Origin of the sequence: Wolbachia endosymbiont of Oedothorax gibbosus (assembly GCF_936270145.1) — a bacterium.
Classification (GTDB): Bacteria; Pseudomonadota; Alphaproteobacteria; order Rickettsiales; family Anaplasmataceae; genus Wolbachia.
The window spans coordinates 390,460-412,132 of record NZ_OW370537.1; the positions used below are offsets into that span (position 1 = coordinate 390,460).

Consider the following 21,673-nt stretch of genomic DNA (forward strand, 5'->3'; position numbering starts at 1 on the left):
TAATAAATATGGTACAAATAAATGTATATAATGTAAGTGATGTATTAAATTTTTTAAAGGATAATTATAGTCTCAAAGATATAGACTTGTGGCCCACTGACAAGGGGCTTGATAACACAGTTTTTTTCGTAGGTAACTTTATTGAGAAAAAGCCATTATATGTCTTAAAAATCGTTGAAACAAAGCATAAGTCTGATATAGAAAATTCAATAAGAATTTTCCAAGATATACCTAAGGAATTTACAAATTTAAACTACATCAAGTCTAATAATCTGAATTTTGTTGAAGACTTTGATAACAATAAAAAATGCGCGGTTTTAATGACTTATATTAAAGGAAAGGAACCAAATTTATTTACGTTTCCTGAGGTAATCAAGTATGCAAATTTTATAAAAGGATTTCATAATTTACAAACTGATTTACAGCCCGACAAAATCAATAAATTTATTGATAACGAATTTAAGCTAATAAATCAATATTGGTGCAATGAAGTCAAAGAAGGCGTTTTATTCCACTTTCCAAGCCGTAGCAAATTTTACCATAAAATGGTTAATTGCATATTAGAAGGTAAGAGCAAATTTACAAATTATATGTCTAATATACCTTGTTTGGTAGGCATAACACATAATGACTTCACAACTGCAAATGTTATTGAGGATCAAAACTTAAATTATAACATTATTGATTTTGATTCAATCGAACTTAAAGGATTTCAGTTAATTGATCTTTTACAAGCTGTTTCAAAGTCTCCTATATCAACAGATTCAAAAAAAGTTGAATATTTCCTTAAGTCTTATTTCAACACTTTAGAAGAAGGTTTACTACCAAAAAAAAATATAGAAAAGATTTGTGAATCATTTAAGAATTGGCAAATTGTATTTTCTCTCCGAGCAATGCTTTCGACAGATTATTATACTTTCAAAATTCCTAAATTGACTCCCGAATGGTCAAAACTGAACGTAGATAAATTATTATCTCATTTAGAAAAGGGAATTACAGAAAATATTACAAACGAGAAAAAGGTCTTATGTCATCATCTATAATGTATATATTTTTCAGACTTTCTATTTAATTTAATTGTATCAAGTGTTTGATGCATTATTCTGTTGTTAATTATATTTACCCAGTCTTGAATATTATTAGTACGAGTTAAGATTAAATCAATATTTTCCGTAATATAAGATTTATTAAAAAAATATAATTTATTGAGTTCTTGGGAAATAGAAAGCCTTTTTAAAGCTGGATCTTCTTGAAAATAAGCATTGATAGATTTTGTAAGTAATTTATTTTCTTCAACTTCTGTATCTGAGTATCTCAGTAGTATTTTTAATGTATTAAAGCTATAATACTTTTTCTGCCTTATATTAATTTGAGATAGTTCCTTGGGTCCACAAATACAAATTCCTATTTTTCTGTCTGAGTTCAAAAATTTTTCTATATCACTGTTCAATATACCATATGTCTCACAATTAATAAAAAATTGAGATTTTTGAAATTCCTCAGCAGTCAAATTTATTAAATATTTAGGATCATCATCTATTCTTTTTTCTCTACAAGTAGTTAGTGGAATCGTAAAATTCCTAGGCATAAAAAGCTTTGAACCTAATATATGAGCCAAACTTGATTTTCCAACCGTGGATACACCTGTAATAAAAATAATAGTCTTCATTTTATGAATTTACTTGCTATATGAACTATCGGAGAAATTTTTTTATAGTTTATAGTATCTATACTTTGCCATATACAACCATCAGAATCTTTTCCATCAGATTCTCGCTTTATTTCTCCTATGATTTCAATTTTGTATAAAACTGCTATATGTTTTAGACATTTATTTACATTGTCTTCATTATAATGATATAGGCTAGTAACTGTTTGGATTTGGTCGTATTGTTTCACTAAACAACCTGTTTCTTCTCTAATTTCTCTTACAAGCGCCTCTTCAAGCGTTTCAGCAATTTCTAGACTTCCACCTGGTAAATCAAACAACCCTTTGTAAGGACCTCGACTTTTTTTCACCAAAACTATACTTTTAGGTTTTAAAATTAAACCGTATACGCCTAAGTGAGAGTGATAAATAATATTATCTTTCATTAAACCAAAAATATTAGAGTTAATATAATAATCTAAAAAATCAATTATACAAAATAGTTGATTATAAATTTGCAACAAACTTCTTAATATACTCACTTGATATCGCATTAAACCAATTTGGCACGTCTTCAGTTTTCAGCATATCAAATGTAACTGGAGTATAGTCTAGCTTGTCATATAGTCTTTTGTATTCAATGCCAAGCGGACTAATACCCGCTCCATCAAGTGTGCGACCATCGCACTTGAGCAGATTTATCTTTTCCTCGTCGACTTTTGCACCTTTTGGGTAGGAAACTATTTCGCCAATATTATCGACAAACTTAAGACCATCAATTGCAAAAACTAGCTCATTGTAACTGTTATCAATGCTATATTTATTTTCTTTAAACGACGAAAACAACAAATTAGATTTTGCTAAATCAGAATTTTGTGTTGGATATTTAAAATCAACTGCATGTATTGGCGATGAGACTTCTGCAGAATAAAAATTTGTCGCTTTGAAATTAAATGTCCGATTCGGCGGCAACACAAACTGCAACGTCAAGCTTTGATCATCGCCAATATCTGCAGGTATTACAAAGGCAAGCAAACTTAAACTAGTGTAATAAACCTTCGGAGTATCAGAATCAATTAAAAATTGATCAATTGACATAACTTGCGGCGGTGTTGATGATTTTGAACCAAAATCACGAATTGCCTGTACATTAACTAATATATCATCACCACCTCCCCAAGCATAGAACTTCAGCCAAGCTCTAGCATTAGTTCCCCATAACGCATTAGAGCTCCTAAACGTTACAGCTTTCTGCAGAGGTGGTGTTGTTTCACTGGATTTTTCGCAAATAACGTTCAAATAAAAACGAGGATTGCCTTCACCGATTCGTTCAGCTTCAGTAATGTCTTTAATGAAAATCCTGTCTACATCAGTTCTATCTTGTATTGCTACTGAATCACCATAAGACCTTAAAAACTGCCATGAAAGCCCAGCAATCGGCACTTGCGAAAATTCAGGTGAAACATAACCAGCTCGATCATCAATTTGTAGACCAATATTAAACTGACCATCGATAAATAAGTTATCAGACAATATAGCTGTAGCTGGATCAGCTCTCTGTTGTTCTTGAAAGTACGGTAGATCATGAAAGATGAGTTCAGGAGCTACAGCATTGCCGTAATGGCACTTTAGTTCTACGGTGTAACGATCTTCAGGATCATCAACATCAACAAAGTAGTATAATTTATGAGGTAAAGCACCGTTTTCATCAAGCTGCAGTGGATTTGGTGCCGGTACGGCATTTCCCTCTTGGTTTTTATAATACGCATGACGAAGAGTTGTGGGACTTTTTTTATCATAGAAATACATCCAGTAGCCAGCCGCTGGCATACCTTCCTTGTTCTTGATAATATCTTGCAATACTATGCTTAGTATTAACCTTTGTGTCATTTCTCCCTAACATCAACAAAGACCAGTTCTAGTATATGCCAAATTATTAATAGTTTATTAACACAGGTGCACAAAATTCTCTTTACATATCATCAACTTTCTTTATTGAAAAATTCAGAAAAATGTTGTAAAATGATTACAGTAGTAGAATTCGGTAAAACGTATGGCAAACTTAGGAATTAACATAGCTCTTGATCCAGAAACTTCAAAATATCTTGCTGAATTATCTGAATTTACTAAGCAGCCTGCTCAAGAACTAGCAGAAAAACTGTTCAGAGAAGCAGTTGAACTCGAAATGGAGGATTTTTTAGTATCTAAAATTTCTGATGAGCGTGATGTTGAAGGTGCAAAAATGACAAAAAGTGAGGACGTAGATTGGGATACACTATTATCTTCCTAGACAATGTTCTTGAGAAGGATCTTCCAGATCTTCCGAAAACAGTAAGATTAAGGGTTATAAACGCAATAAATGAGCGGCTTACAGTTGATCCAATAAACCTTGGTGAACCACTATATTATGGCTTAAAAGGGCGTAGAAGGTTAAGAGTAGGTGACTATCGTGTAGTTTACAGAGTAAATCAATCAGAACATATAGTGGTTATCACAGAGATAGGACATAGAGATACCATTTACAAGAGGTAAGTACATTTTATAAACATTAAATATATTTTTTACGTAATCACTTTTCCTGTTTCAATTAGAGGATATTCTATAAACATTAAATATATTTTATACACCACTCCTTCCTGATCCATTCTCTACCTTAGGTGGCTTCGCTCAGCTCAAAAAAAACTCATTTTTTTGGTACACCCCCCTATAAATTATATATTATATATATATATTATTATATATATAATATATAATTAGGGGAGAGGCGACGAAAACAAGACTTAGAGTTTGAGGAGCCTCCGGTTCAAGGTAGAGAATGGATCAGGAAGGAGTGGTCAGGGTCGATGAAGACATCAAACCAATCATTGATTATTTTGAAGCTTATAAAAGCTACATCGATAAACTACTTGCAAACAACAATGAAATAGAAGGAATAACAACAGAGGCTTGACACCATAACTGGTGGCTTAAAAGAAGGAGAATTAACAGTGCTTGCAGCACGTACTTCAATTGGCAAGACTTCAATAGCACTACACATGGCTCTGCAAGCTGCAAAATTACTGAAAAATCAAGAATATGTCTGCTTTTTCTCACTTGAAATGTCAGCAAATCAGTTAATCAATAGAATGATTAGTATTGAAGTAAATGAAACAATAAACAATATTATCAAGAAACAAGATACAGAACTTCTACATCAAGGAATAAATCAAATAGTTTTTTTAAATATTCTCATCGATAATTCAGGAAATATGGATTTAAATATCCTAAAGAAAAAAATCTCATCAATTTGTAGAAAATATAAAATGAAGTGCATATACATTGATTACTTACAGCTACTTAGAGGATCGAAAGTAACCGAAAATAGAACTCTTGAAGTAACAGAAATCAGTAGAACTTTAAAAAACATAGCAAAAGACTTTAATGTTCCTATCGTAGCATTGTCACAAATAAGCCGTAAGGTAGAAGATAGACAAAATAAAAGACCGCAATTAGCAGACCTGCGAGAGTCAGGGAGCATCGAACAAGATGCTGATCTGGTGTTATTACTCTACAGAGAAAATTACTATAAAGCTGATTCTAACAACGACTTAGAGATAAACGTTGCAAAGAATCGCAGCGGGTCAACCGGAAAGGTTACAGTGCCATATCAAGTAAATACAGGGAGAATATTAAGTTGAAAGATCGCGGAAAATAGTGTATAATATTAATAATTTTCAAGCAAATCTCTTATGGTTTTTTCTAAATTTCTAGATCCAAAATGCGACTTAACGTTTAAAAGGATATTTGGTAACAAGGAAAATAAGAATATTCTTATTCACTTTCTTAATGATATTTTAGGATTTACTGGAGTAGATACTATACAAGAAGTTGAGTTTCTCAGCACCATTATGGATCCTGAGATTGCATCTGATAAGCAAAGTATTGTTGATGTTCTTTGCAAAGATTCTAGTGGTCACAGATACGTAATTGAGATGCAACTTGCTCGCGATAAAAGCTTTCAAGAACGTGCACAACTATATGCTGCTAAAGCTTATTCAAGACAAGCTGGAAGAGGTAACGAATATGTTAATTTAAAGAAAGTATTCTTTATTGCCATCTCTAATAATATTCTGTTTCCTGAGGAAGTTGAGTATATTTCTACTCATAATATACGAGAAATAAAAACTAATGGACATTACCTAAAAGGTTTTCAATTTGTCTTCATTGAATTACCTAAATTCAAAAAAGATAAAGTGGAACAGTTGGAAAGTACAGTAGAACGCTGGTGCTTTTTTTTCAAACACGCACAAGATACTACAGAGAAAGACCTAAAAGATATAGCAGAAAAATCTCCGATAATAAATCTAGCGTATGAGGAGTTAAACAAGGAACACTGGAGTGAGAAAGATCTGGTGGCATATGACGAAAGAATAATGGATCTACGAAAAGAAGAAGCCATTCTTGCATACAGACTTGAGACTGCTGAAGAGAAAGGTAGAACTGAAGGAAAGATTGAAGTTGCAAAAAACTTACTTAAAGCTGGCATATCTGTTGACTTAATAGCCGAATCTACCGGTTTTCCAATTGACGAGATCGAAAAACTAAAGTCAAAAAAATCTTAGGTTCTACTTTACACACTAACTAATTTATAGTAGAACTGTCCTTTATGCCTTAAAAAGCATAATCAACCTATTAGAAACAAACCTATGCAAGAACAGAAGGGATTAATTTTTCTTTGTTGTTGTGATTTCAATATTTCAGAAAAAACCGCGTAAAGCGCAATCTTACACTTTACACGGTAAAAATTTTCCTGTAGACTCCTGCTGCGAAACAAATTCTACACGCCCTATGCAAGACAGAGCAATAATAGAATATCAGAACGAAAAGAGTAGTCAAGCAAAAAAAAGCTTGACCTCGTATTATCGTATATCCCATAACTTTAATATACGTGGCAGCTCTCACGTAATTAATACCAATAGCAAACATGTCAGGGCACAAATTAACTCTAGAAGAAGAATAAAAGCGCGAGAGAAGTCAGTTGAGCGCAAGCTTCCAGTTAGAACTTTCGATGATGAAACGCGCCTTACTGCCAGTGAACTATTACAAGTTTTAAAAAATAAGGAAGTAAGATGGTTTAAAAATGGCACTTCTGTTCCTCCGGAGCATAGCACCTATCTTTCAGGACCTTTCAATCCGCACAAAGCAAAGAAAATCTTTTCCAGTTCAGCGCAGAAAGAAGCAGAAAGATACTTTGTGAAAGTGGTAAAAGAAAAATTTCGCGATTTAAAAACGTCAAAAGCGCCAGATGTTCTCGCAATTAGAGAAGAAGCGATAGAAAAAGTTTTTGCAAAATTCAAGAATCACGAAAGTATTAGATCAATAATGGTGTATGTTAAAAATCTCTGGGTAACCTTTGATGAGCATCTCTACAGCAGTATGAGTATGAAAGAAAAAGTCGACCACCACATCGATTTGATAATAAAAAACACTAGTGAGGAGAGAGAGGAAGAACTACTTACTAGAGGAAAAACGGCGGAGGAGGTATATCAAATTTTCAGGACGGTACAGGGATATAATCTATATCAAATAAGTCTGCTAATACTATTACCCACAAATAAAAACATAGTATTGTATTTACTCAAATAATTTAATTTTATTAACCTGAAAGCTTATTGGATTAAAATTATTAAACTAAGAGTTATAATTTTAGCAACTAAAAGCTGTAAATTGCACCATATAAACAGTTATTTCAAGCAAAAGTTATGCCATTAAGAGCTATGCAACAAACATTTATATTTGTGGGTAATAGTAAGGTTAGCGTGATATACCGCGGTAAAGAGTCTCAAATGCCTGCTCGATTTTTCGCCACCTGTATCATCAAGTCTTCTGCTGAATTCTGTGGTATCGTACTCATTAGACTTCTTTCAAAATTGAGGGAGAGAGAGTAAGATCAAGTATTTGGAAGCATGAAATATAAGGAAATAGAAAAGTTAGAAGGAGAAAAGTTTCGACGTTTAACGGGGGTAAAAAAATCAACATTTAAGAGAATGGTAGAAATTCTAGATGAGGAGGATAAAAGGAAAAAAGCTAGAAGTGGAAGAAAAAGCAAACTTTGTATAGAAGATAGATTACTTATGGCACTGGAATATATGAGAGAATATCGTACATATTTTCATATAGGACAAAGTTATGGCATGAGTGAAAGCAACTGTTTTAAAATAATAAGGTGGGTAGAAGACACATTAATAAAACATCCAGATTTTGCATTACCAGGAAAAAAAGATCTATTAAATAGTAATGTAGAATACGAAGTTTTGGTAATAGATGGAACTGAAACAGCAGTAGAAAGGCCAAAAAAAAGCAAAAGCGCTTTTACTCTGGAAAGAAAAAAAGGCATACTATAAAAACACAAATAGTAACAGAGAAGAAGAGTAAAAAGGTCGTATGTACATCTTTCTCCAATGGTAGAAAACATGATTTTCGGATGTTTAGAGAATCAAAGATAGCAATATTACCGCAAACTAAGATCCTAGCTGATTCTGGTTACAGAGGAATGCAAAAGATACATAAAAATGTTGAATTACCACATAGAAGATCAAAAAAGAATCCTTTATCAAAGGAGAAAAAAGCAGAAAATAGATCTCTCTCTATACGAAGAGTGGTAGTTGAAAACGTAATCGGCTTATTGAAAAGGTTTAAAATCATTTCTGACAGATATAGAAATCGACGAAAACGTTTTGGCTTAAGATTTAATTTGATTGCCTCTATTCACAATAGAGAGCTCCTTTCATGAATTTTGAAAGAAGTCTATTATCTCTGTTTTCTCTGTTTGCTTTGCCAATATTGACATTAATACCTCTTGTACTTGTTTTGGATTCATCTCCTGTTTTATAAATTCTTCTATCTTTTCTGGCATCTTTGATAAATTACATAATCGTATTAATTCAAGAACTTCAGTACGATAGCTGTCATTCTTGATTTTATTAGTTAAATTATCAGTTTCTAGGTCAGTTGTAGTTTTCTCGTTCATAGTAATACTCCTGTTTTTATTAATAGATGAAAGAATTGTGATTCCATCAGCAAGTCCTATCTCTATTGCTTTTTCTCCAAAATATAACCCTGCTTCGGTTGATTTGATTCTTTCCATGGACAAATTTCTGTTTCGTGCTATGAGCTGGACAAACATCTCATATAGGCGATTTACCTCTCCTTGCAAGCTTTCCAGACTTTCAGACGTTATCGGCTCATGCGGATTTAAATCGTTTTTTCTCTTTCCTGCAAATACTGTGGTATACTTTACCCCCTGTTTTTCATCAAATCCACTTTGATCAACGTGACTTGCTATTACTCCTATGCTTCCTACCCCAGATGTTCTGCTTACATACACCTTTTCAGCGCTAGAAGCTATAGCATACGCAGCAGAGTAAGCATCATCATTTGCTATCGCCACAATCCTCTTTTTTGTCCTTGCTTCGTAAATAAAGTCCGAAAGGTCGAATAAACCGTTTACTTCTCCTCCGGGGCTGTCTATGTCCAAAATTATTGTTTCTATTTCTTCATCTATTAAAGCTTCTTCTATCTCTTCACGTATCTTCTCATATGATGTCATCCCTAAAATATCGTCAAAAGCTTCTGAATTCTTCGTCAAGATTCCATGTATTGGTATTACTTTTATTCCCATTTCACTATTTCTTGTTACATGTTTTATGTTTTTAAACGTAGGGTGTTTTGCTGCTTGTAATGACAGTAATTCAAAACTTCTCGCCTCTATCATCATCGGCTTATTCATCCAATTTATTTGTGTCGTCATATGTTTTTAAAATTTTTTATTTGTGTCTGGGGCAATAAAAACCCTTTTGTCATAGAAATAGAATTTTATATCATTTCAGCATTAGAATTCACATCAGAATCAAAACTTAAGCCCAGTTCACTCGCACGTCTTTGGTCCTCAGCAATTTCTTGGTCGATTTCTTCTATATCGTAACCCAGCTCTGATACCACCTCTGACCTGCTCTTAAACCCATTTCTTACCGCCATTTGCTGTGCTTGCTGATCTTTCAGCGGGTCTACCCAATCAAATCCTTGTGGTATCCATTTTACTTCTTTTGCCCCTTTTTTTGTCCATTCTTCTCCTATATCGAGTTCTCCTGAGAGTAGGGCTAATTCTAACCACCTATCCCATACTGGACGGCAAAACTGAAATACCATTATATTATGCTGTAACATTCCGCACCTCCGCCGAAACTCTATTAACCCTGCTCTTATTGATGAATAATTGACACCACTTAGATCTCCTGTTAGCTGCTCATACGTTATCCCTGTGCCTACTGCTATTGCTCTGAGCTGCTGTTTCATAAATGCTTCATAACTTCCCCCAACATCTGATGGTTCTGAAAATTTTATGTCTTCACCTGGATCAAGTAATTGCATAGTCCCAGGTTCTAAACCTGACAGCGCTACTACATGTTCATTGCTTTCTCCTTCTCCTAAAATATTTGCTTCTGGATCGAGTCTGGTAATAAATCCAGCAAACATTGCAGCAGTCTTTTTTCTCACTAATTCTGCATCATCATATTGATCTAGTTCATAGAGCTTTAACAGTACACTGGACAACCATGGTACTCCTCGAATCTGCCCAGGTCTTAGTGGTCTGTAAATATGTAAAACATCATTTGCTGGCACTCTCACCGATTCGCCAAACGAGCCTTCTCCTGGATGTTCTCTAAACAGGTAGTACGCTTCTCTTTGCCCAAGTCTATTAAACTCAATGCCACTCTGAATTACATTACCATTGCCGAGCGTCTGATTGCTTTTATTATCTAAATGCTCTGATTCAAGTACTTGCAGTTGCAACGGTACACAAAGACCATCTTCTCGTTTTCTTGTTCTCAGCCGTACAAAACATTCCCCTCCCTCTATCATGCTCCTACAGACCAAAGCTTGTAACCCATAAAAATCATTTATCCCACTGCTGTCTGCTTCATCTGTCCATCTCAGCCATAACTCTTGCACTTTTTTCCGAAACTCTGCATCTTTCGCCTTTGACTGCGGCTTTATTCCTGTCCCAACAGAGTTACTTACTATCGTATCGATGATGTTTGCTGCATAGGAGTTCTTTCTTACCATGTCTCGAGATCGACTTCGTAAAGTTTCAAGTCTTTGAGACAGCAAATTGTTTATGCTTCCTGACTCTGGTTGAAAGTGAAAAAATCTTCTTCCAGATCCTCCTGCATCCCGGGCTGAGCTCTTGATTTTTGGTTTACGGAATAATTGTTTGAATGATTTCAATAACATTTAGCCTCTGATTGTTTCAATTATGCAGCAGCTTGTTGCACAAATAAATCTTTGCATACGTTTCAGGAAGTTATCATTTGGTTAACAAGTTGTTGAATTTTTATGCAAAAAGCTCCTGTACAAATTCCTTCTTACACTCTTTCATCTGTAGAAATCTTCTCTCTATAACTTGAATCTTCTTGAATACTTGGTAATTAGTTGACCAACTCTTACGTTTTTCTCCCGTGCTGTAACTTTAATTTCCAATAAGCATTCGCATCTGCTGTTGAAGCAAATCCTCTTTTTTTTAGATAATTTTCCCTGTGCTTAACCTAATATTGGTTGTCTTTCTTCTATACCAGGCTGTACAGTAGCATTCTCTAAATTTATACCAACTTGCCTCTCTGTTAACGCTTGTGCTAAAGCTTGCATACTTTGTTCTGATGATTGTACTAAAGCTCTTACCTCTTGCACTTCTTTTATACTTGATAAAATACGCTCTCCTAAGAACACTTCTGATAAAACTCCTAACCCTCGAGCTACCGCTTCTCTTAAATCTAATATCTTTTGTCTCACTTGTTTTAAATCTTGCAATTCCTGTTTTGGAGCTTGTTCAAAAATTTGTATCCTGTTCTCCAAAGTTTCTATCATTTCCTTTGACCCTTGCGATAAATTTCTTATCCACTGTAAGCTTTGGTTGAAATATACTCCTTTTTCTATTAATCCTTCTTCTAACAAACTCCCTATATTAGTTCATGTTTTTTTGTTAAAACATAACCAAGTTCACTGGCCTTTTTGCTTAAATTTTTCAATACTCTCTCCTTATATAGTTTCTCATAGTAGTCAATCCCTTTCTCAACATACTCTTGTCCATGCTTTAGCATACTGTAAAAGATACATGCTAATTTCCTTGCCGTAGCAGTAATCGCTTTTGGTGCACCTAGTCGTTTCTTTAATCTTCTACAATATGCACCTATTCCGCTGTTGCTTCTTGATACACAGTGAGCAGCCATTCGAAATGCATTCGCAGCACGATTAATGACTCTACACGTTCTTGTGCTAAACACTTTTTCTCCTGTAATTTTATTAGCAGGACTGAGTCCCAACCACGACGAAAAGTGCTTTTCTGTTGGCCATTTATTGTGATTTATACCAGTTTCTGAAATTATGGTTTGTATGCTTAATGCATCAAGTCCTGGAACTTTAGTGAAATCCATACCTGTTACTCTATGTAATTCCTCATGTATAGAAAAGTTTGGCCTGTTCTTTGTAGACCTATTCTTTATTTTACTACATTGCTTATTTCCACAGAATTTTGTTTCAAATGTTTTATAGTAATTCTCTATATTTTCATCACACTCTGCTATTTTTCCCTGGTAAATATTATATAGCTCAAGTTCTTGTTTTAATACAAACAAATGTTCTTCTCTATAGTCTCCTGTTAATGCTTTTGCTATAGTAGCTTTATCATTCTTTATATTCGAGCTTCTGAATTCAGCCAATTTCTCAGGATTTCTTTCGCCTTCAATTATAGCCTCAATGATTTTCATACCAGTCACTCCAGTAATATTGCTAATAACCTTGTGTAATTGAATATTCATTTGAATTAATGCTTTCTGCATACACAGAACATGCGTGGATGCACTCTCAGTAAGTTTTTTACGTTGCCGCACATAACTACGCAATACACACATCTGATTATCTGGTCTAAATGATCCACGAAGCAATCCGTAGCTATGCAATTGTTGAAGCCATTGGCAATCTTGAACATCAGACTTCCTGCCAGGTACATTCTTTACATGTCGTGCATTTACCAACTTGACCTCGAATTCATATGATTCAAGTATTTGAAATAAAGAAATCCAGTACACTCCTGTTGATTCCATTGCCACAGTTGTAACTTTGCACTTCTTCAACCAGCGTGCCAAATTATGAAGGTCTGCAGTAAAGCAGCCAAATTTCTGAACACGTTGTTTATCTCTTCCCTCAGGTACGCATACATAGTGTACGGCTGAACCAATGTCTATTCCTGATGCATTCGGATTCACTATTTCTAATTTACTTTTTGCTTTTGTCATGTCAAATTCCTCCTATATAACTTATAATGGAGAAGCGCTTCAGCTTGGGGACGGTTAGATTATACAATCTTCTAAGCGAGGTAGTCTAAAAGACTCCATCAATAGTTTAACCGTTTCCTCCAAAACCATGCTTGCTTACGGGCACTTATGGCACCATTGAATAGTCCGGTTATAACTGCAAAAGCGCTTCCACAAAATTATACTCAAAGACTTTTAAAAGCATAAGTAATGGAGTTTCTTCATCGTTTAACAGATTTTATCTGTTCGTTGCTTGCTTCCTCTTGATTGATTTTTTCGCTAATATGAACAAACCTGACTAATGAAGGTACTATTTTGCCTAACTTTTGATTCTCGTATATTTTTGTTAGATAGAGTATTTCCTCGTCTTCATAGCTGTCTTCCCTTACTATTACTGGTTCAGGTAATAAATCTACAATGTCAACTGATAATACTCTTGCTATTATATATAGTACTTCAATTGGAATAGAAATATACCCATTTTCATAATTGGTTACTTCTTGATATGCTAATCCGATTTTACTTGCCAACTCTGCTTGAGTACACCTTTGCATTAATCTACAATCTTCTATTTTTTGCCCTATTTTGTAGCGTATAGGACTAACATCACTTACAGAAACAAACATATACCTCAATTAAAAAAATAAACTTTTATGCAATTTGATCAGCAGATAAACCAACTATTTGCAAAATAATATCAATAGGAATTCCCCCTTTTACTAAATCCCTTCCAACTTTAATCCTTTCTACTTCTCTCACTTTCTCCTCATACCAACCCTCATAAATAACTAGACAAATAATTCACAGAGCAAATGGTTTTGATCGAACTTTCCGTAATATCTCGAATAAATTCAGATACAGCATTTTCAAGTAATTTAATAGAGTCATACATCTTGTTCTTTATTATATTTTCCTTTAAATGTTGCCAAAATCTTTCCACAGGATTGAGCTCAGGCGAGTACGGCGGCAAATAAATTATGGTGATATTTTCAGGAGTTTTTAAACCTTTAGACCTATGCCAACTTGCGCAATCCATGATAAGAAAAGCTTCTCTAGTCCCCAAATCTTTCGACATCTGCTCCAAAAATATGTTCATGCAATCTGTGTTTACATGTGGAGCAAGTAGGCTAATATCCTCTCCATTCCTGGGATTTACAGCGCTGTAAAGATAGAAGTTTTCTCTTCCGATTTTTACTTTAACTTGTGTTCTTGAGCCCTTTTTAAACCATCCATGTCCAACTTTTGAGTGCGTTCCAAATCTCGATTCATCGAAAAAAAACCTCCTTTTTCCGGTTCTTTTCCACAATTTCATTGAGATTTTTTTTGAACTCCTCTTGTTTGTTTTTGTCTTGTTTATAATGTGCTGGACGAGGTGTGATATATGTAAATCCTAGCTTCTTCATAAGCCTTCTCGCCGTTGACTCACTTACTTTGATAGCTAACATTCCTTCAACTATACCTTGCAATTTTTTAGCAGTCAGATTTGCCCCATCTTCTTCTATTACCTCTCTTATTTTTTCCTTCTTCTCCTCGTTCAGTTTTGGTTTAGGTCCTCGCCCTGGCTGTATTGCAAACCTTACTATTACCCACAAATATAGATGTACTTATGAATAAAGTATTACAATATTAGAGTTTGCAAATATTGATGGTATAAAAATGGCAAACGAGAGTAATGAGTGGGCTAAAAATGAATTTGGAGATGCTTCACTTGGAGATAAAAGATTGACCGAAAGATTAGTGAATATTGCTAATAGTGTGATAGGTTCACCTGAAAGCTCAATTAATGAGGCATGCGGAAGTTGGTCAGAAGCAAAAGCTGCATATCGTTTTTTTCAAAATGAGAACGTAAAAGAAGTTGATATTCTAGCTTCACACATTGATAAAACAGTTGAAAGAACAAAAGCTCATAAAAGAGTCCTTGTAATTCAAGATACAACTTATATTTCATACTCAAGTCATAAAAAAACAAGCGGATTGGGAAGTATTGCTGGGAAAGGAGGTAAAGGTACAGTAATGCATACAGCCCTTGCTGTTAGTACGGAAGGTTTGGTACTAGGAATATTGGATCAAAAGATTTACTCGAGGCCACCAATTTCTGAAGAAGAAAAAAGACTAAAGAGTCATCGTAGTAACGTTCATATTGAGGATAAAGAAAGTATGAAATGGCTAGAAAGCTTAAAGAAAACAAATAATATTATAGATCAGACCCAAACAGAGGTTATAACTGTATGTGACAGAGAAGCAGATATACATGATTTTTTTGAACTTGCACATAATCTTAACTCAGCAATTTTAGTAAGAGCTCGTCACAACAGAAATGTAAATAAAAAATTTATGTATACCAGGAATAAGCAAAAATTATGGTCATTTATCCAAGGTCTTCCTTGCACTGGAAAAGTAGAAGTTGAAATCCCTGCTAGAGATGATAAGCAAAAAAGGACAGCATTTCTAGAAATTAGATTCGGAAAATTTATGATGAGTCCACATGAAAGCCACATAAAATGTAAAGAAGGTCACATAAAATATAAACCAGCAGCATTATTCAGTCTACAACTTTACGCAATTCATGTTGTTGAAAGAAATTCTCCTCCAGGAGCAAGTCCGCTAGAGTGGATGCTTTTAACAAATCTTTCGGTCAGTACTTTTGAAGAAGCTGTTGAAAAAATTAGTTGGTATTGTTTGAGATGGAAAATAGAGATATTGCATAAGATTTTAAAATCTGGTCTCAAAGTTGAGGAATGTAGACTTGGAACAGCAGAAAGATTAATGAGGTATTTAACAGTCATGAGCATTATTGCTTGGAGAATTTTCTTTATTACATCAATTGCAAGAACTAACCCAACATTACCATGTACTGGCTTATTAGCTGAGGAAGAATGGAAAGTTTTATATGTTAAAATACACAGAAAACCATGTCCAAGTATAGCCCCTACTATAAAAGAAGCCGTTTCGTGGATTGCTCAACTTGGAGGTCATTTAGCAAGAAAAAGCGACCCAAAACCAGGACCAATTACTCTTTGGAAAGGGTGGAGACGTCTCTTTGATCTAGCAGAAGGATGGAGACTTGCTCATGAACCACATATTTGTGGGTAATAGTAAGATTGCAAACCCAATAACACCTTTTTCTTTAAATCTTGCAATCCATTTCATTAATGTCGTTCTCGTAATTCTATATATTTTAGCAACTTTTGAGATACCATACTCCTTTGCTGATATTATTGCTTGTAACCTTCTTCCTATCTCTCCTCTTATTCCATATTTTTTTAATTCTAACTTGCATTGATTATATAGTTCTTCTCCTATTGCTTTACTTTTTCCTGCCATAAACTACATATTTATTCTTTCTAGCCTCAATTATTTGTAGTTTTTACTATTTGTCTATCTATTAGTGGAGATTGGTATCACAACCTTCAAATAAAGATTTTATTAGTGCATTACGTAGTTCTTGGCTCTCAATTTCTTTGTATTCTTTGATCAAATCAAGCAGCTCATTTTCCACTGTACTACCTTCATCTTTCTCTATTAGTAGATCTGTAATATTAATCGATAACGCTTCTGCCATTTCATATAATTTATCAAGTGGAACAGCAGTCCTTCCTTGTTCATAGTTGCTTATTTCGTGACGTGTTGTATTCATTTTCTCTGCTAAATCCTTTTGAGTGTACTCTCTTACCAGTCTCCATTCTTTTATCTTTTTTCCTATTTTGTAGTAGATAGAACCAACTTTTTCTTCAACACATTCATCAGCAGACAGACCAATTGTTTTTGCAACAATATCAACAGAAATTCCTGCTTTAACCAAGCGCTTTGCTATTTCCACTTTCTCTGCTTTCCTGCTACTTTTCTCACTAACTTGAACAAATTTGGTTAGTAAACAAAACATCTTACGTAACTCTTGGTCATTAATCTTTTTATATTCTCTTACTAGATCTAATATTTCTTCTCCCTCATCTTCAAGACAGCTTTTTGATACAGGAATTAGATCCGTAATACTGATTGATAGTGCCTCAGCTATAGCATATAACCTTTCAATTGGAACTCTACGATTCCCTTTCTCATATTGCAGTATCACCCAATACTTTACACCAATTTTCTCAGCTAAATCTTTCTGAGTATACCCTCGCTCTAACCTCCAACTTTTTAATTTTTCTCCCACTTTATAATCTAGACTTTTTTCCACAAAAAGAACCTTACATATAATATTTTCTACTATAGCTCAGATATAACGGTAAGAAAAAACCTCTGGAACCTTAAAATTGACTGTAGACACATTAAAGTTTTCTAAAAGTTTCTTTACTACCTTCACGTATCCTATTTACCCACGGAGACAATACTTCATCATTGCTAACTTCTTTTATAGCATACTTTTCACTCCATATGCCACATCTAGTGAAATTACCTTTCTCTACTGCTTCTTTAAGTTTTACTCCTCCAAAGAGACAGTTTTTTCCTATTTCTTCACCTCTTTTTTGTAACTCAGCCCACATTTCCTTGTCTGCTATTCTCACTTGCACCTGATTTGCATCTTGGTACAATATGATATTTAGCTTGCCAATGCTTGTAGGAAATTCTAATACAATAGAGCTTCCATCTGACATATCAGTATAGTTTCTTATACCTCCCTTCTCGCTTTTAACCTCAACTGCATTATTGCCAATTTTTAAAATATTACTTCCTAACTCTCTCAGTATTTTGGCTACTTCTACTTTACTGTTCTCAGAAAATTCTATATACGATGTTGTATTATCTGCTTCCACATCTATCAATTCCCCTTCTTGAATAGCGCTTTCACCAATTTTTCTCAAATCCTCAAGCTTCTTGTCTATATGAGGCTGAACTTCTGGTTGTAGCTCATTATAGATTTCACCTATCAATTTATTCTGCAATAAAGTATCATGAAACTCTGCACCGCTTAGCATTAATTTACGTATTAGCTTTTTACGATCAGCCTTATCAAATTTATGAAAATGTGTACCTAATACTACATACTCTGCAAAACTCCATTCCCCGTCATCACATGCATTTATTCTTGCTCCTGAGGCTAGTACTTGGTCTATAGTTTTGTGCAATTCATTTACGTTTTTTGCCTCTACCACAGCACTCTTAAACCAGCTCAACTTTTCGCTTTCGCTTGCACTTGGCTTTATTTTTTGCAAAGCTGAAGCAAATGGATTTAACCCTTCTGGATAATCTGCTTGATTACTCAAAGGTTTTGTGCCATAAATATATTCAAATCCTTTCCCATAGTTGATTTGAACGTCTCTATTAGGAAAGGGCACTTCTCCAAGCTTTTTAGCCTTATTAATTTTGCTTACAAAGGTGGATTGCTCCTTAGTACGACCAATTCCTACAATAGCATTTAACATCTCACCTTTTGATAATCTATCAAGATCAACGTTTAACTCGTAAACACCCCCTCTTTATCACTAAAAGGTACAATTATTTTATTATTCATATTAGCCTCCGCTATTAAATATACGTTCTAAGTGTATAGTTGTTATACACTCTATAGAGGAAGAAATTAAAAAGCAATTTATCGAAAAGTTTGAAGCAAGCAAAAGACTCGGATGGAGTATTACAAGATCATGGATAATAGCGAATTTGTTCGTAGAAGGAGTGGAAAACGTGGAATTAATAGAGCCAAAAGAGGATGTTGTGGTTCTGGGGAATGAATGTGCAAATTTGAGAAATTTAAAGGTTGAGTAATGTTATTGCCACCAAATGCAACAAAACAGGAAAAAGCGCTAGTAGAAGCAATCGATTATAAAGTTGATCCAAGCAGGATAAGAGGATTTAAATTTAGCCTAGGGGAAAAAATATTGCCGTGGTTGGTTGAAGAATACGGGTTAGAAGAAATTCTACGCTGGGCAAAAGATAAAAGAAGAGCGATAAAAGGAGGATTTAAATTTAGCCTAGGGGAAAAAATATTGCCGTGGTTGGTTGAAGAATACGGGTTAGAAGAAATTCTACGCTGGGCAAAAGATAAAAGAAGAGCGATAAAAGAAGGAATAAAATTTCAGCGCTTAAGAGGAACACCTGCCTCACTGAAAATAGCATTAAAATGGGCAAATATAGAAGATATTACAATTATTGAAGAGCCACCCGGTAAACACTTTTTTGAGTTGCAAGTAGGGATAAGAGACGTACCAAATGATTTCTTTGTTGATGCAGTAGTAGAGCTGGCAAAACTATCATTGCCTGCAAGATCCAGATTGATGAGGATTTTTAACGATTATTACAACGTTGATAGGTTTATTTTAGATGAAAGTTTTTTTGGAAATTTGTTATCGGATTACTCAGGTGTAAAAATAGAAGAAGATGGACCAGTGTTATCATTTGGAAGAGTAAATTTTTTCAGGTCTAGTGGTCCAGTTATTAGGATTATAGAAAACTATCTACGCGATCATTATGAACGAGCTTTAAGCAATGATATATACCGGCTAGATGTAGCAATACTTGGAGAAACCGAGCCTCACACAAAGAATTATAACGGTATTTATGAAAGAAGTCATCAGTGGAATAATTTAAAAACGTTATATCCGCTACCACAGAGCTTATTACCTGAGATTAAGTTTGCAAAAGCGCAGATAGTATTATCAGATAGCTGGAACTTGGGAGAAATAAACGCATGTTTTCCGGTTGCGAGTGTAGAAGAATGTGGAGAAAAGTTCTATTTGAATGACCACAAACTATCTGAACAACTGTGGAATTTAAAATACAAGCCAATTTTAGAAAGGTTCAACGTTACCCATCATTACAAAGTAGAAAATTTTGCCGGTCAAAAAATCATAAGATTTGGTGTAGCAGAGCACAATGTTCATTATGAAAGCGAATTAAATTCAGAGCAAAAGGATTCAATACATGAACCGGAAAATTACATTTTAGTGTTTTACCCGGGAGTATTGAAGTGGCACGAACATCGACATTTGAACAGAAGTTGGAAAAATAGTCAAGTAATATCTATAATAAGTTAAGTACTTATATTTATATCCTCATATATTATATTAATAATAGGTTAAAGTGTATGAAATAAAAAGAAAAAGACTTGCTTTTTCATGCCAAAACGCACATAACTTAAATAGTAGCAAGTAAACAAAAAAAATTGATCTTGCACTAAAGAGAGCCAAATTGGCGTATGTTTTTATAGTGAGGTATGTATGAAGTTCAGTGAGGAAAAGAGAGAATCTTTTAGTAAGTCATTTTATGAATTATTAAAGAACTCGTTTAAGAATATTAATGAAAAAGATGAAAAAGGGGAAACGATACTACATAAGGCAGCAAGAATGTCGACAAGAGAAAAAGTAAGTTTTCTAGTCAAGAAAGGAGCAGACGTCAATGCAAGAGATAAAAAGGGTTATACACCACTACACTGTGCAGTATTTGCGAAAAGCTTAGAAAATGTAAAAGTACTGCTAAGGGAAGGAGCGGAAGTAAATGCCACTCAATATGTCAATGGATGTACGCCATTGCACTCTGCATGCAAAATAGGAGGAGCAGGAGTTGAAATAATAAAAGAGCTAGTAAAGGACGGAGCTGAAGTTAATCAACTGAATAAGTATGGTGCAACACCAATGTATTACATATGGGAAAGTGAAAAGTATCGTCTATGTGATAGCAAAGAGAGTGAAAAGGCGAGGAAATTCTTTGGAAAACAAGGAGAAAAGTAGAGAACTGACGTGCTATGGAATAGAGATGCTAGTGAGAGAAATAGCAGACATGTTGAATAGGAGTTATTTACCGGAGTTAAAAATAATAGAGATAGGAGAAATAAGGAAGAAAGATAAGTCACTAATAAAGGAAGAATGTAAAAATTTAGCAAGCAAAATAATGAGCCAAGTGAACGAAATGATAGATGAGGTGTTGAAGGCAGACTTAAGCAAGATGTGGTGAGAAGGGAGCTCAAAAAAAAGAGTTTGGTTGCGAAAATTTCAAAGGGAAAGTGAGGTATGTTATGTCAAGGAAAGAAGCAAGGAATGTTTTTGATAGGTTATTGAAAGCATTATCAGAAAACAGGTTTCAACAAATAAATGAAAAAGACGCAGCAGGTTGCACAATATTGCACCGAGCAGCACAGGTGTCAGAGCCAGAAGTAATAAAGTTATTAATAGAAAAAGGAGCAGGTACAAACGATAGAAACAATAGAGGCGAGACACCGTTGCACCTAGCAGCGTTTTTAGGAAGAAGAAAAAATGTGAAAGTGCTGATAGAAGGAGGAGCTACAGTAAATGCAAAATCAAACAATAAAGCAGTACCACTACACTTAGCCTGTTTAGCAAGAAGAATAGGAACAATAGAAGAGCTGATAAATGCAGGAGGAGATACGAGTACGATAGATAAATTTGGATGTAGCCCACTAAACTATGCAAAAATTTACCCGAAAGTGACAAGTTATTTAGAAAAGAAGGGAGTGAATATGAGAGATGTGGCAGTGATGTATGGAGAAGCAAACAAGGCAATAGAGGAGGTAATGGAGAAACGAAACGTAAATGAATTACAACTAGAGGAGGTAGATTTAACAAATTAAGCATACAGATTTATATCTTAATATAATATGTGGAAAAAATGTGTATATTTTGTAAAAAAAAACTTGCTTTTTATGCCAAAACAGCCCTAAGTGAAAAAGTAGCTGGTAAACAAACAAGAATTACCAAGCGCTAAAGTGAGCCAAATTGGAGCC

General features: G+C 34.4%; 21 protein-coding genes and 5 pseudogenes. 13 read left to right on the top strand and 13 right to left on the bottom strand.

All coding sequences use genetic code 11. The features are described 5' to 3' along the window. Nucleotides 1-8: 8 nt before the first annotated feature. Nucleotides 9-1,043: a protein kinase family protein gene (locus NBW37_RS02025; RefSeq protein WP_250296710.1), complete on the top strand. Its 1,035-nt coding sequence runs from the start codon at nt 9-11 to the stop codon at nt 1,041-1,043. Here NBW37_RS02025 and NBW37_RS02030 read toward each other — a convergent pair. The 3 genes from NBW37_RS02030 to NBW37_RS02040 form a co-directional block, all read right to left on the bottom strand. Further along, nucleotides 1,034-1,669, bottom strand: a complete 636-nt coding sequence (locus NBW37_RS02030) for a hypothetical protein (RefSeq protein ID WP_250296711.1) — start codon at nt 1,667-1,669, stop codon at nt 1,034-1,036. The genes NBW37_RS02025 and NBW37_RS02030 overlap by 10 nt on opposite strands. Then, a complete protein-coding gene (locus NBW37_RS02035; RefSeq protein ID WP_250296712.1) occupies nt 1,666-2,094 on the bottom strand; it encodes an NUDIX domain-containing protein in 429 nt (142 codons plus the stop codon). The genes NBW37_RS02030 and NBW37_RS02035 overlap by 4 nt, the downstream gene beginning before the upstream one ends. A 61-nt stretch (nt 2,095-2,155) precedes the next feature. Further along, nucleotides 2,156-3,508, bottom strand: a complete 1,353-nt coding sequence (locus NBW37_RS02040; RefSeq protein WP_250296713.1) for a hypothetical protein — start codon at nt 3,506-3,508, stop codon at nt 2,156-2,158. Between the two features lie 193 nt (nt 3,509-3,701). On the opposite strand from NBW37_RS02040, the gene NBW37_RS02045 reads away from it, so the two are divergent. The 7 genes from NBW37_RS02045 (at nt 3,702) to NBW37_RS02070 (ending at nt 8,420) form a co-directional block, all read left to right on the top strand. Beyond that, nucleotides 3,702-3,938, top strand: a complete 237-nt coding sequence (locus tag NBW37_RS02045; protein WP_250296714.1) for a hypothetical protein — start codon at nt 3,702-3,704, stop codon at nt 3,936-3,938. Continuing rightward, entirely contained in the window at nt 3,914-4,180 is a 267-nt protein-coding gene (locus tag NBW37_RS02050) for a type II toxin-antitoxin system RelE family toxin (RefSeq protein ID WP_250296715.1), read from the top strand. Before NBW37_RS02045 ends, NBW37_RS02050 begins: the two co-directional genes overlap by 25 nt. 283 nt (nt 4,181-4,463) lie before the next feature. Next, the gene (locus NBW37_RS07595) at nt 4,464-4,598 is read left to right on the top strand and encodes a hypothetical protein (RefSeq protein ID WP_256466274.1); all 135 of its coding nucleotides are present in this window, start codon (nt 4,464-4,466) and stop codon (nt 4,596-4,598) included. 4 nt (nt 4,599-4,602) lie between these two features. Continuing rightward, nucleotides 4,603-5,325 (top strand): DnaB-like helicase C-terminal domain-containing protein, encoded by a 723-nt coding sequence (locus NBW37_RS02055; protein WP_256466280.1) that lies wholly within the window; start codon nt 4,603-4,605, stop codon nt 5,323-5,325. A 51-nt stretch (nt 5,326-5,376) separates the two neighbouring features. Beyond that, a complete protein-coding gene (locus NBW37_RS02060; protein ID WP_250296717.1) occupies nt 5,377-6,249 on the top strand; it encodes an Rpn family recombination-promoting nuclease/putative transposase in 873 nt (290 codons plus the stop codon). Between the two features lie 226 nt (nt 6,250-6,475). Beyond that, nucleotides 6,476-7,273: a hypothetical protein gene (locus NBW37_RS02065; protein WP_250296718.1), complete on the top strand. Its 798-nt coding sequence runs from the start codon at nt 6,476-6,478 to the stop codon at nt 7,271-7,273. 320 nt (nt 7,274-7,593) lie between these two features. Next, a protein-coding gene (locus NBW37_RS02070; RefSeq protein WP_250295841.1) for an IS5 family transposase occupies nt 7,594-8,420 on the top strand; the annotation gives its coding sequence in 2 pieces (ribosomal slippage) (nt 7,594-7,981 and nt 7,981-8,420; 828 coding nt in all). Here NBW37_RS02070 and NBW37_RS02075 read toward each other — a convergent pair. From NBW37_RS02075 to NBW37_RS02100, 7 genes and pseudogenes are all read right to left on the bottom strand, one after another. Beyond that, nucleotides 8,415-9,437, bottom strand: a complete 1,023-nt coding sequence (locus NBW37_RS02075) for a S49 family peptidase (RefSeq protein WP_250296719.1) — start codon at nt 9,435-9,437, stop codon at nt 8,415-8,417. The two genes, NBW37_RS02070 and NBW37_RS02075, sit on opposite strands and share 6 nt — an antisense overlap. Before the next feature lie 65 nt (nt 9,438-9,502). Then, nucleotides 9,503-10,921, bottom strand: coding sequence for a phage portal protein (locus NBW37_RS02080; RefSeq protein ID WP_250296720.1), 1,419 nt, complete (start codon nt 10,919-10,921; stop codon nt 9,503-9,505). 306 nt (nt 10,922-11,227) lie between these two features. Beyond that, nucleotides 11,228-11,638: a hypothetical protein gene (locus tag NBW37_RS02085; protein ID WP_250296721.1), complete on the bottom strand. Its 411-nt coding sequence runs from the start codon at nt 11,636-11,638 to the stop codon at nt 11,228-11,230. A 5-nt stretch (nt 11,639-11,643) separates the two neighbouring features. Then, nucleotides 11,644-12,978 carry an IS110-like element ISWpi13 family transposase gene (locus tag NBW37_RS02090; RefSeq protein ID WP_250296722.1) on the bottom strand — a complete coding sequence of 445 codons (1,335 nt, stop codon included), beginning with the start codon at nt 12,976-12,978 and terminating at the stop codon, nt 11,644-11,646. Nucleotides 12,979-13,217: 239 nt separating this feature from the next. Then, nucleotides 13,218-13,622: a helix-turn-helix domain-containing protein gene (locus NBW37_RS02095; RefSeq protein ID WP_250296723.1), complete on the bottom strand. Its 405-nt coding sequence runs from the start codon at nt 13,620-13,622 to the stop codon at nt 13,218-13,220. Nucleotides 13,623-13,647: 25 nt separating this feature from the next. After that, nucleotides 13,648-13,764: pseudogene (locus tag NBW37_RS07725) on the bottom strand (WO male-killing family protein Wmk); the annotation flags it as partial. 10 nt (nt 13,765-13,774) lie between these two features. Further along, nucleotides 13,775-14,552: pseudogene (locus tag NBW37_RS02100) on the bottom strand (IS630 family transposase); the annotation flags it as partial. Between the two features lie 100 nt (nt 14,553-14,652). Here NBW37_RS02100 and NBW37_RS02105 point away from each other — a divergent pair. After that, nucleotides 14,653-16,089 carry an IS4 family transposase gene (locus tag NBW37_RS02105; protein ID WP_250295910.1) on the top strand — a complete coding sequence of 479 codons (1,437 nt, stop codon included), beginning with the start codon at nt 14,653-14,655 and terminating at the stop codon, nt 16,087-16,089. Here NBW37_RS02105 and NBW37_RS02110 read toward each other — a convergent pair. The 3 genes and pseudogenes from NBW37_RS02110 to NBW37_RS02120 form a co-directional block, all read right to left on the bottom strand. Next, on the bottom strand, nt 16,042-16,320 hold the full coding sequence (locus NBW37_RS02110) for a helix-turn-helix domain-containing protein (RefSeq protein WP_250295911.1): 279 nt from the start codon (nt 16,318-16,320) through the stop codon (nt 16,042-16,044). The genes NBW37_RS02105 and NBW37_RS02110 overlap by 48 nt on opposite strands. A gap of 61 nt (nt 16,321-16,381) precedes the next feature. Continuing rightward, on the bottom strand, nt 16,382-17,176 hold the full coding sequence (gene wmk / locus NBW37_RS02115; protein ID WP_250296724.1) for a WO male-killing family protein Wmk: 795 nt from the start codon (nt 17,174-17,176) through the stop codon (nt 16,382-16,384). A gap of 91 nt (nt 17,177-17,267) precedes the next feature. Then, nucleotides 17,268-18,451 (bottom strand): annotated as a pseudogene (locus NBW37_RS02120) (hypothetical protein). A gap of 56 nt (nt 18,452-18,507) precedes the next feature. Here NBW37_RS02120 and NBW37_RS02125 point away from each other — a divergent pair. The 4 genes and pseudogenes from NBW37_RS02125 to NBW37_RS02140 all read left to right on the top strand — a co-directional run. Further along, nucleotides 18,508-18,702: pseudogene (locus NBW37_RS02125) on the top strand (baseplate assembly protein); the annotation flags it as partial. Next, the gene (locus tag NBW37_RS02130; protein WP_250296725.1) at nt 18,702-19,970 is read left to right on the top strand and encodes a phage tail protein; all 1,269 of its coding nucleotides are present in this window, start codon (nt 18,702-18,704) and stop codon (nt 19,968-19,970) included. The pseudogene NBW37_RS02125 and the gene NBW37_RS02130, both read left to right, overlap by 1 nt. 183 nt (nt 19,971-20,153) lie before the next feature. Then, nucleotides 20,154-20,886 (top strand): annotated as a pseudogene (locus NBW37_RS02135) (ankyrin repeat domain-containing protein). Nucleotides 20,887-20,947: 61 nt separating this feature from the next. Next, nucleotides 20,948-21,520, top strand: a complete 573-nt coding sequence (locus NBW37_RS02140) for an ankyrin repeat domain-containing protein (RefSeq protein WP_250296726.1) — start codon at nt 20,948-20,950, stop codon at nt 21,518-21,520. The last annotated feature ends 153 nt before the right edge of the window (nt 21,521-21,673 follow it).

Excerpts from the sequence above, each read along its gene's own strand:
- NBW37_RS02095 (WP_250296723.1), bottom strand. The coding sequence starts at position 13,622 with ATGTTTGTTTCTGTAAGTGATGTTAGTCCTATACGCTACAAAATAGGG.
- NBW37_RS02035 (WP_250296712.1), bottom strand. The coding sequence starts at position 2,094 with ATGAAAGATAATATTATTTATCACTCTCACTTAGGCGTATACGGTTTA.
- NBW37_RS02030 (WP_250296711.1), bottom strand. The coding sequence starts at position 1,669 with ATGAAGACTATTATTTTTATTACAGGTGTATCCACGGTTGGAAAATCA.
- NBW37_RS02080 (WP_250296720.1), bottom strand. The coding sequence starts at position 10,921 with ATGTTATTGAAATCATTCAAACAATTATTCCGTAAACCAAAAATCAAG.
- NBW37_RS02060 (WP_250296717.1), top strand. The coding sequence starts at position 5,377 with ATGGTTTTTTCTAAATTTCTAGATCCAAAATGCGACTTAACGTTTAAA.
- NBW37_RS02105 (WP_250295910.1), top strand. The coding sequence starts at position 14,653 with ATGGCAAACGAGAGTAATGAGTGGGCTAAAAATGAATTTGGAGATGCT.
- NBW37_RS02090 (WP_250296722.1), bottom strand. The coding sequence starts at position 12,978 with ATGACAAAAGCAAAAAGTAAATTAGAAATAGTGAATCCGAATGCATCA.
- NBW37_RS02075 (WP_250296719.1), bottom strand. The coding sequence starts at position 9,437 with ATGACGACACAAATAAATTGGATGAATAAGCCGATGATGATAGAGGCG.
- NBW37_RS02130 (WP_250296725.1), top strand. The coding sequence starts at position 18,702 with ATGTTATTGCCACCAAATGCAACAAAACAGGAAAAAGCGCTAGTAGAA.
- NBW37_RS02110 (WP_250295911.1), bottom strand. The coding sequence starts at position 16,320 with ATGGCAGGAAAAAGTAAAGCAATAGGAGAAGAACTATATAATCAATGC.
- NBW37_RS02065 (WP_250296718.1), top strand. The coding sequence starts at position 6,476 with ATGCAAGACAGAGCAATAATAGAATATCAGAACGAAAAGAGTAGTCAA.
- NBW37_RS07595 (WP_256466274.1), top strand. The coding sequence starts at position 4,464 with ATGGATCAGGAAGGAGTGGTCAGGGTCGATGAAGACATCAAACCAATC.
- NBW37_RS02025 (WP_250296710.1), top strand. The coding sequence starts at position 9 with ATGGTACAAATAAATGTATATAATGTAAGTGATGTATTAAATTTTTTA.
- NBW37_RS02045 (WP_250296714.1), top strand. The coding sequence starts at position 3,702 with ATGGCAAACTTAGGAATTAACATAGCTCTTGATCCAGAAACTTCAAAA.
- NBW37_RS02140 (WP_250296726.1), top strand. The coding sequence starts at position 20,948 with ATGTCAAGGAAAGAAGCAAGGAATGTTTTTGATAGGTTATTGAAAGCA.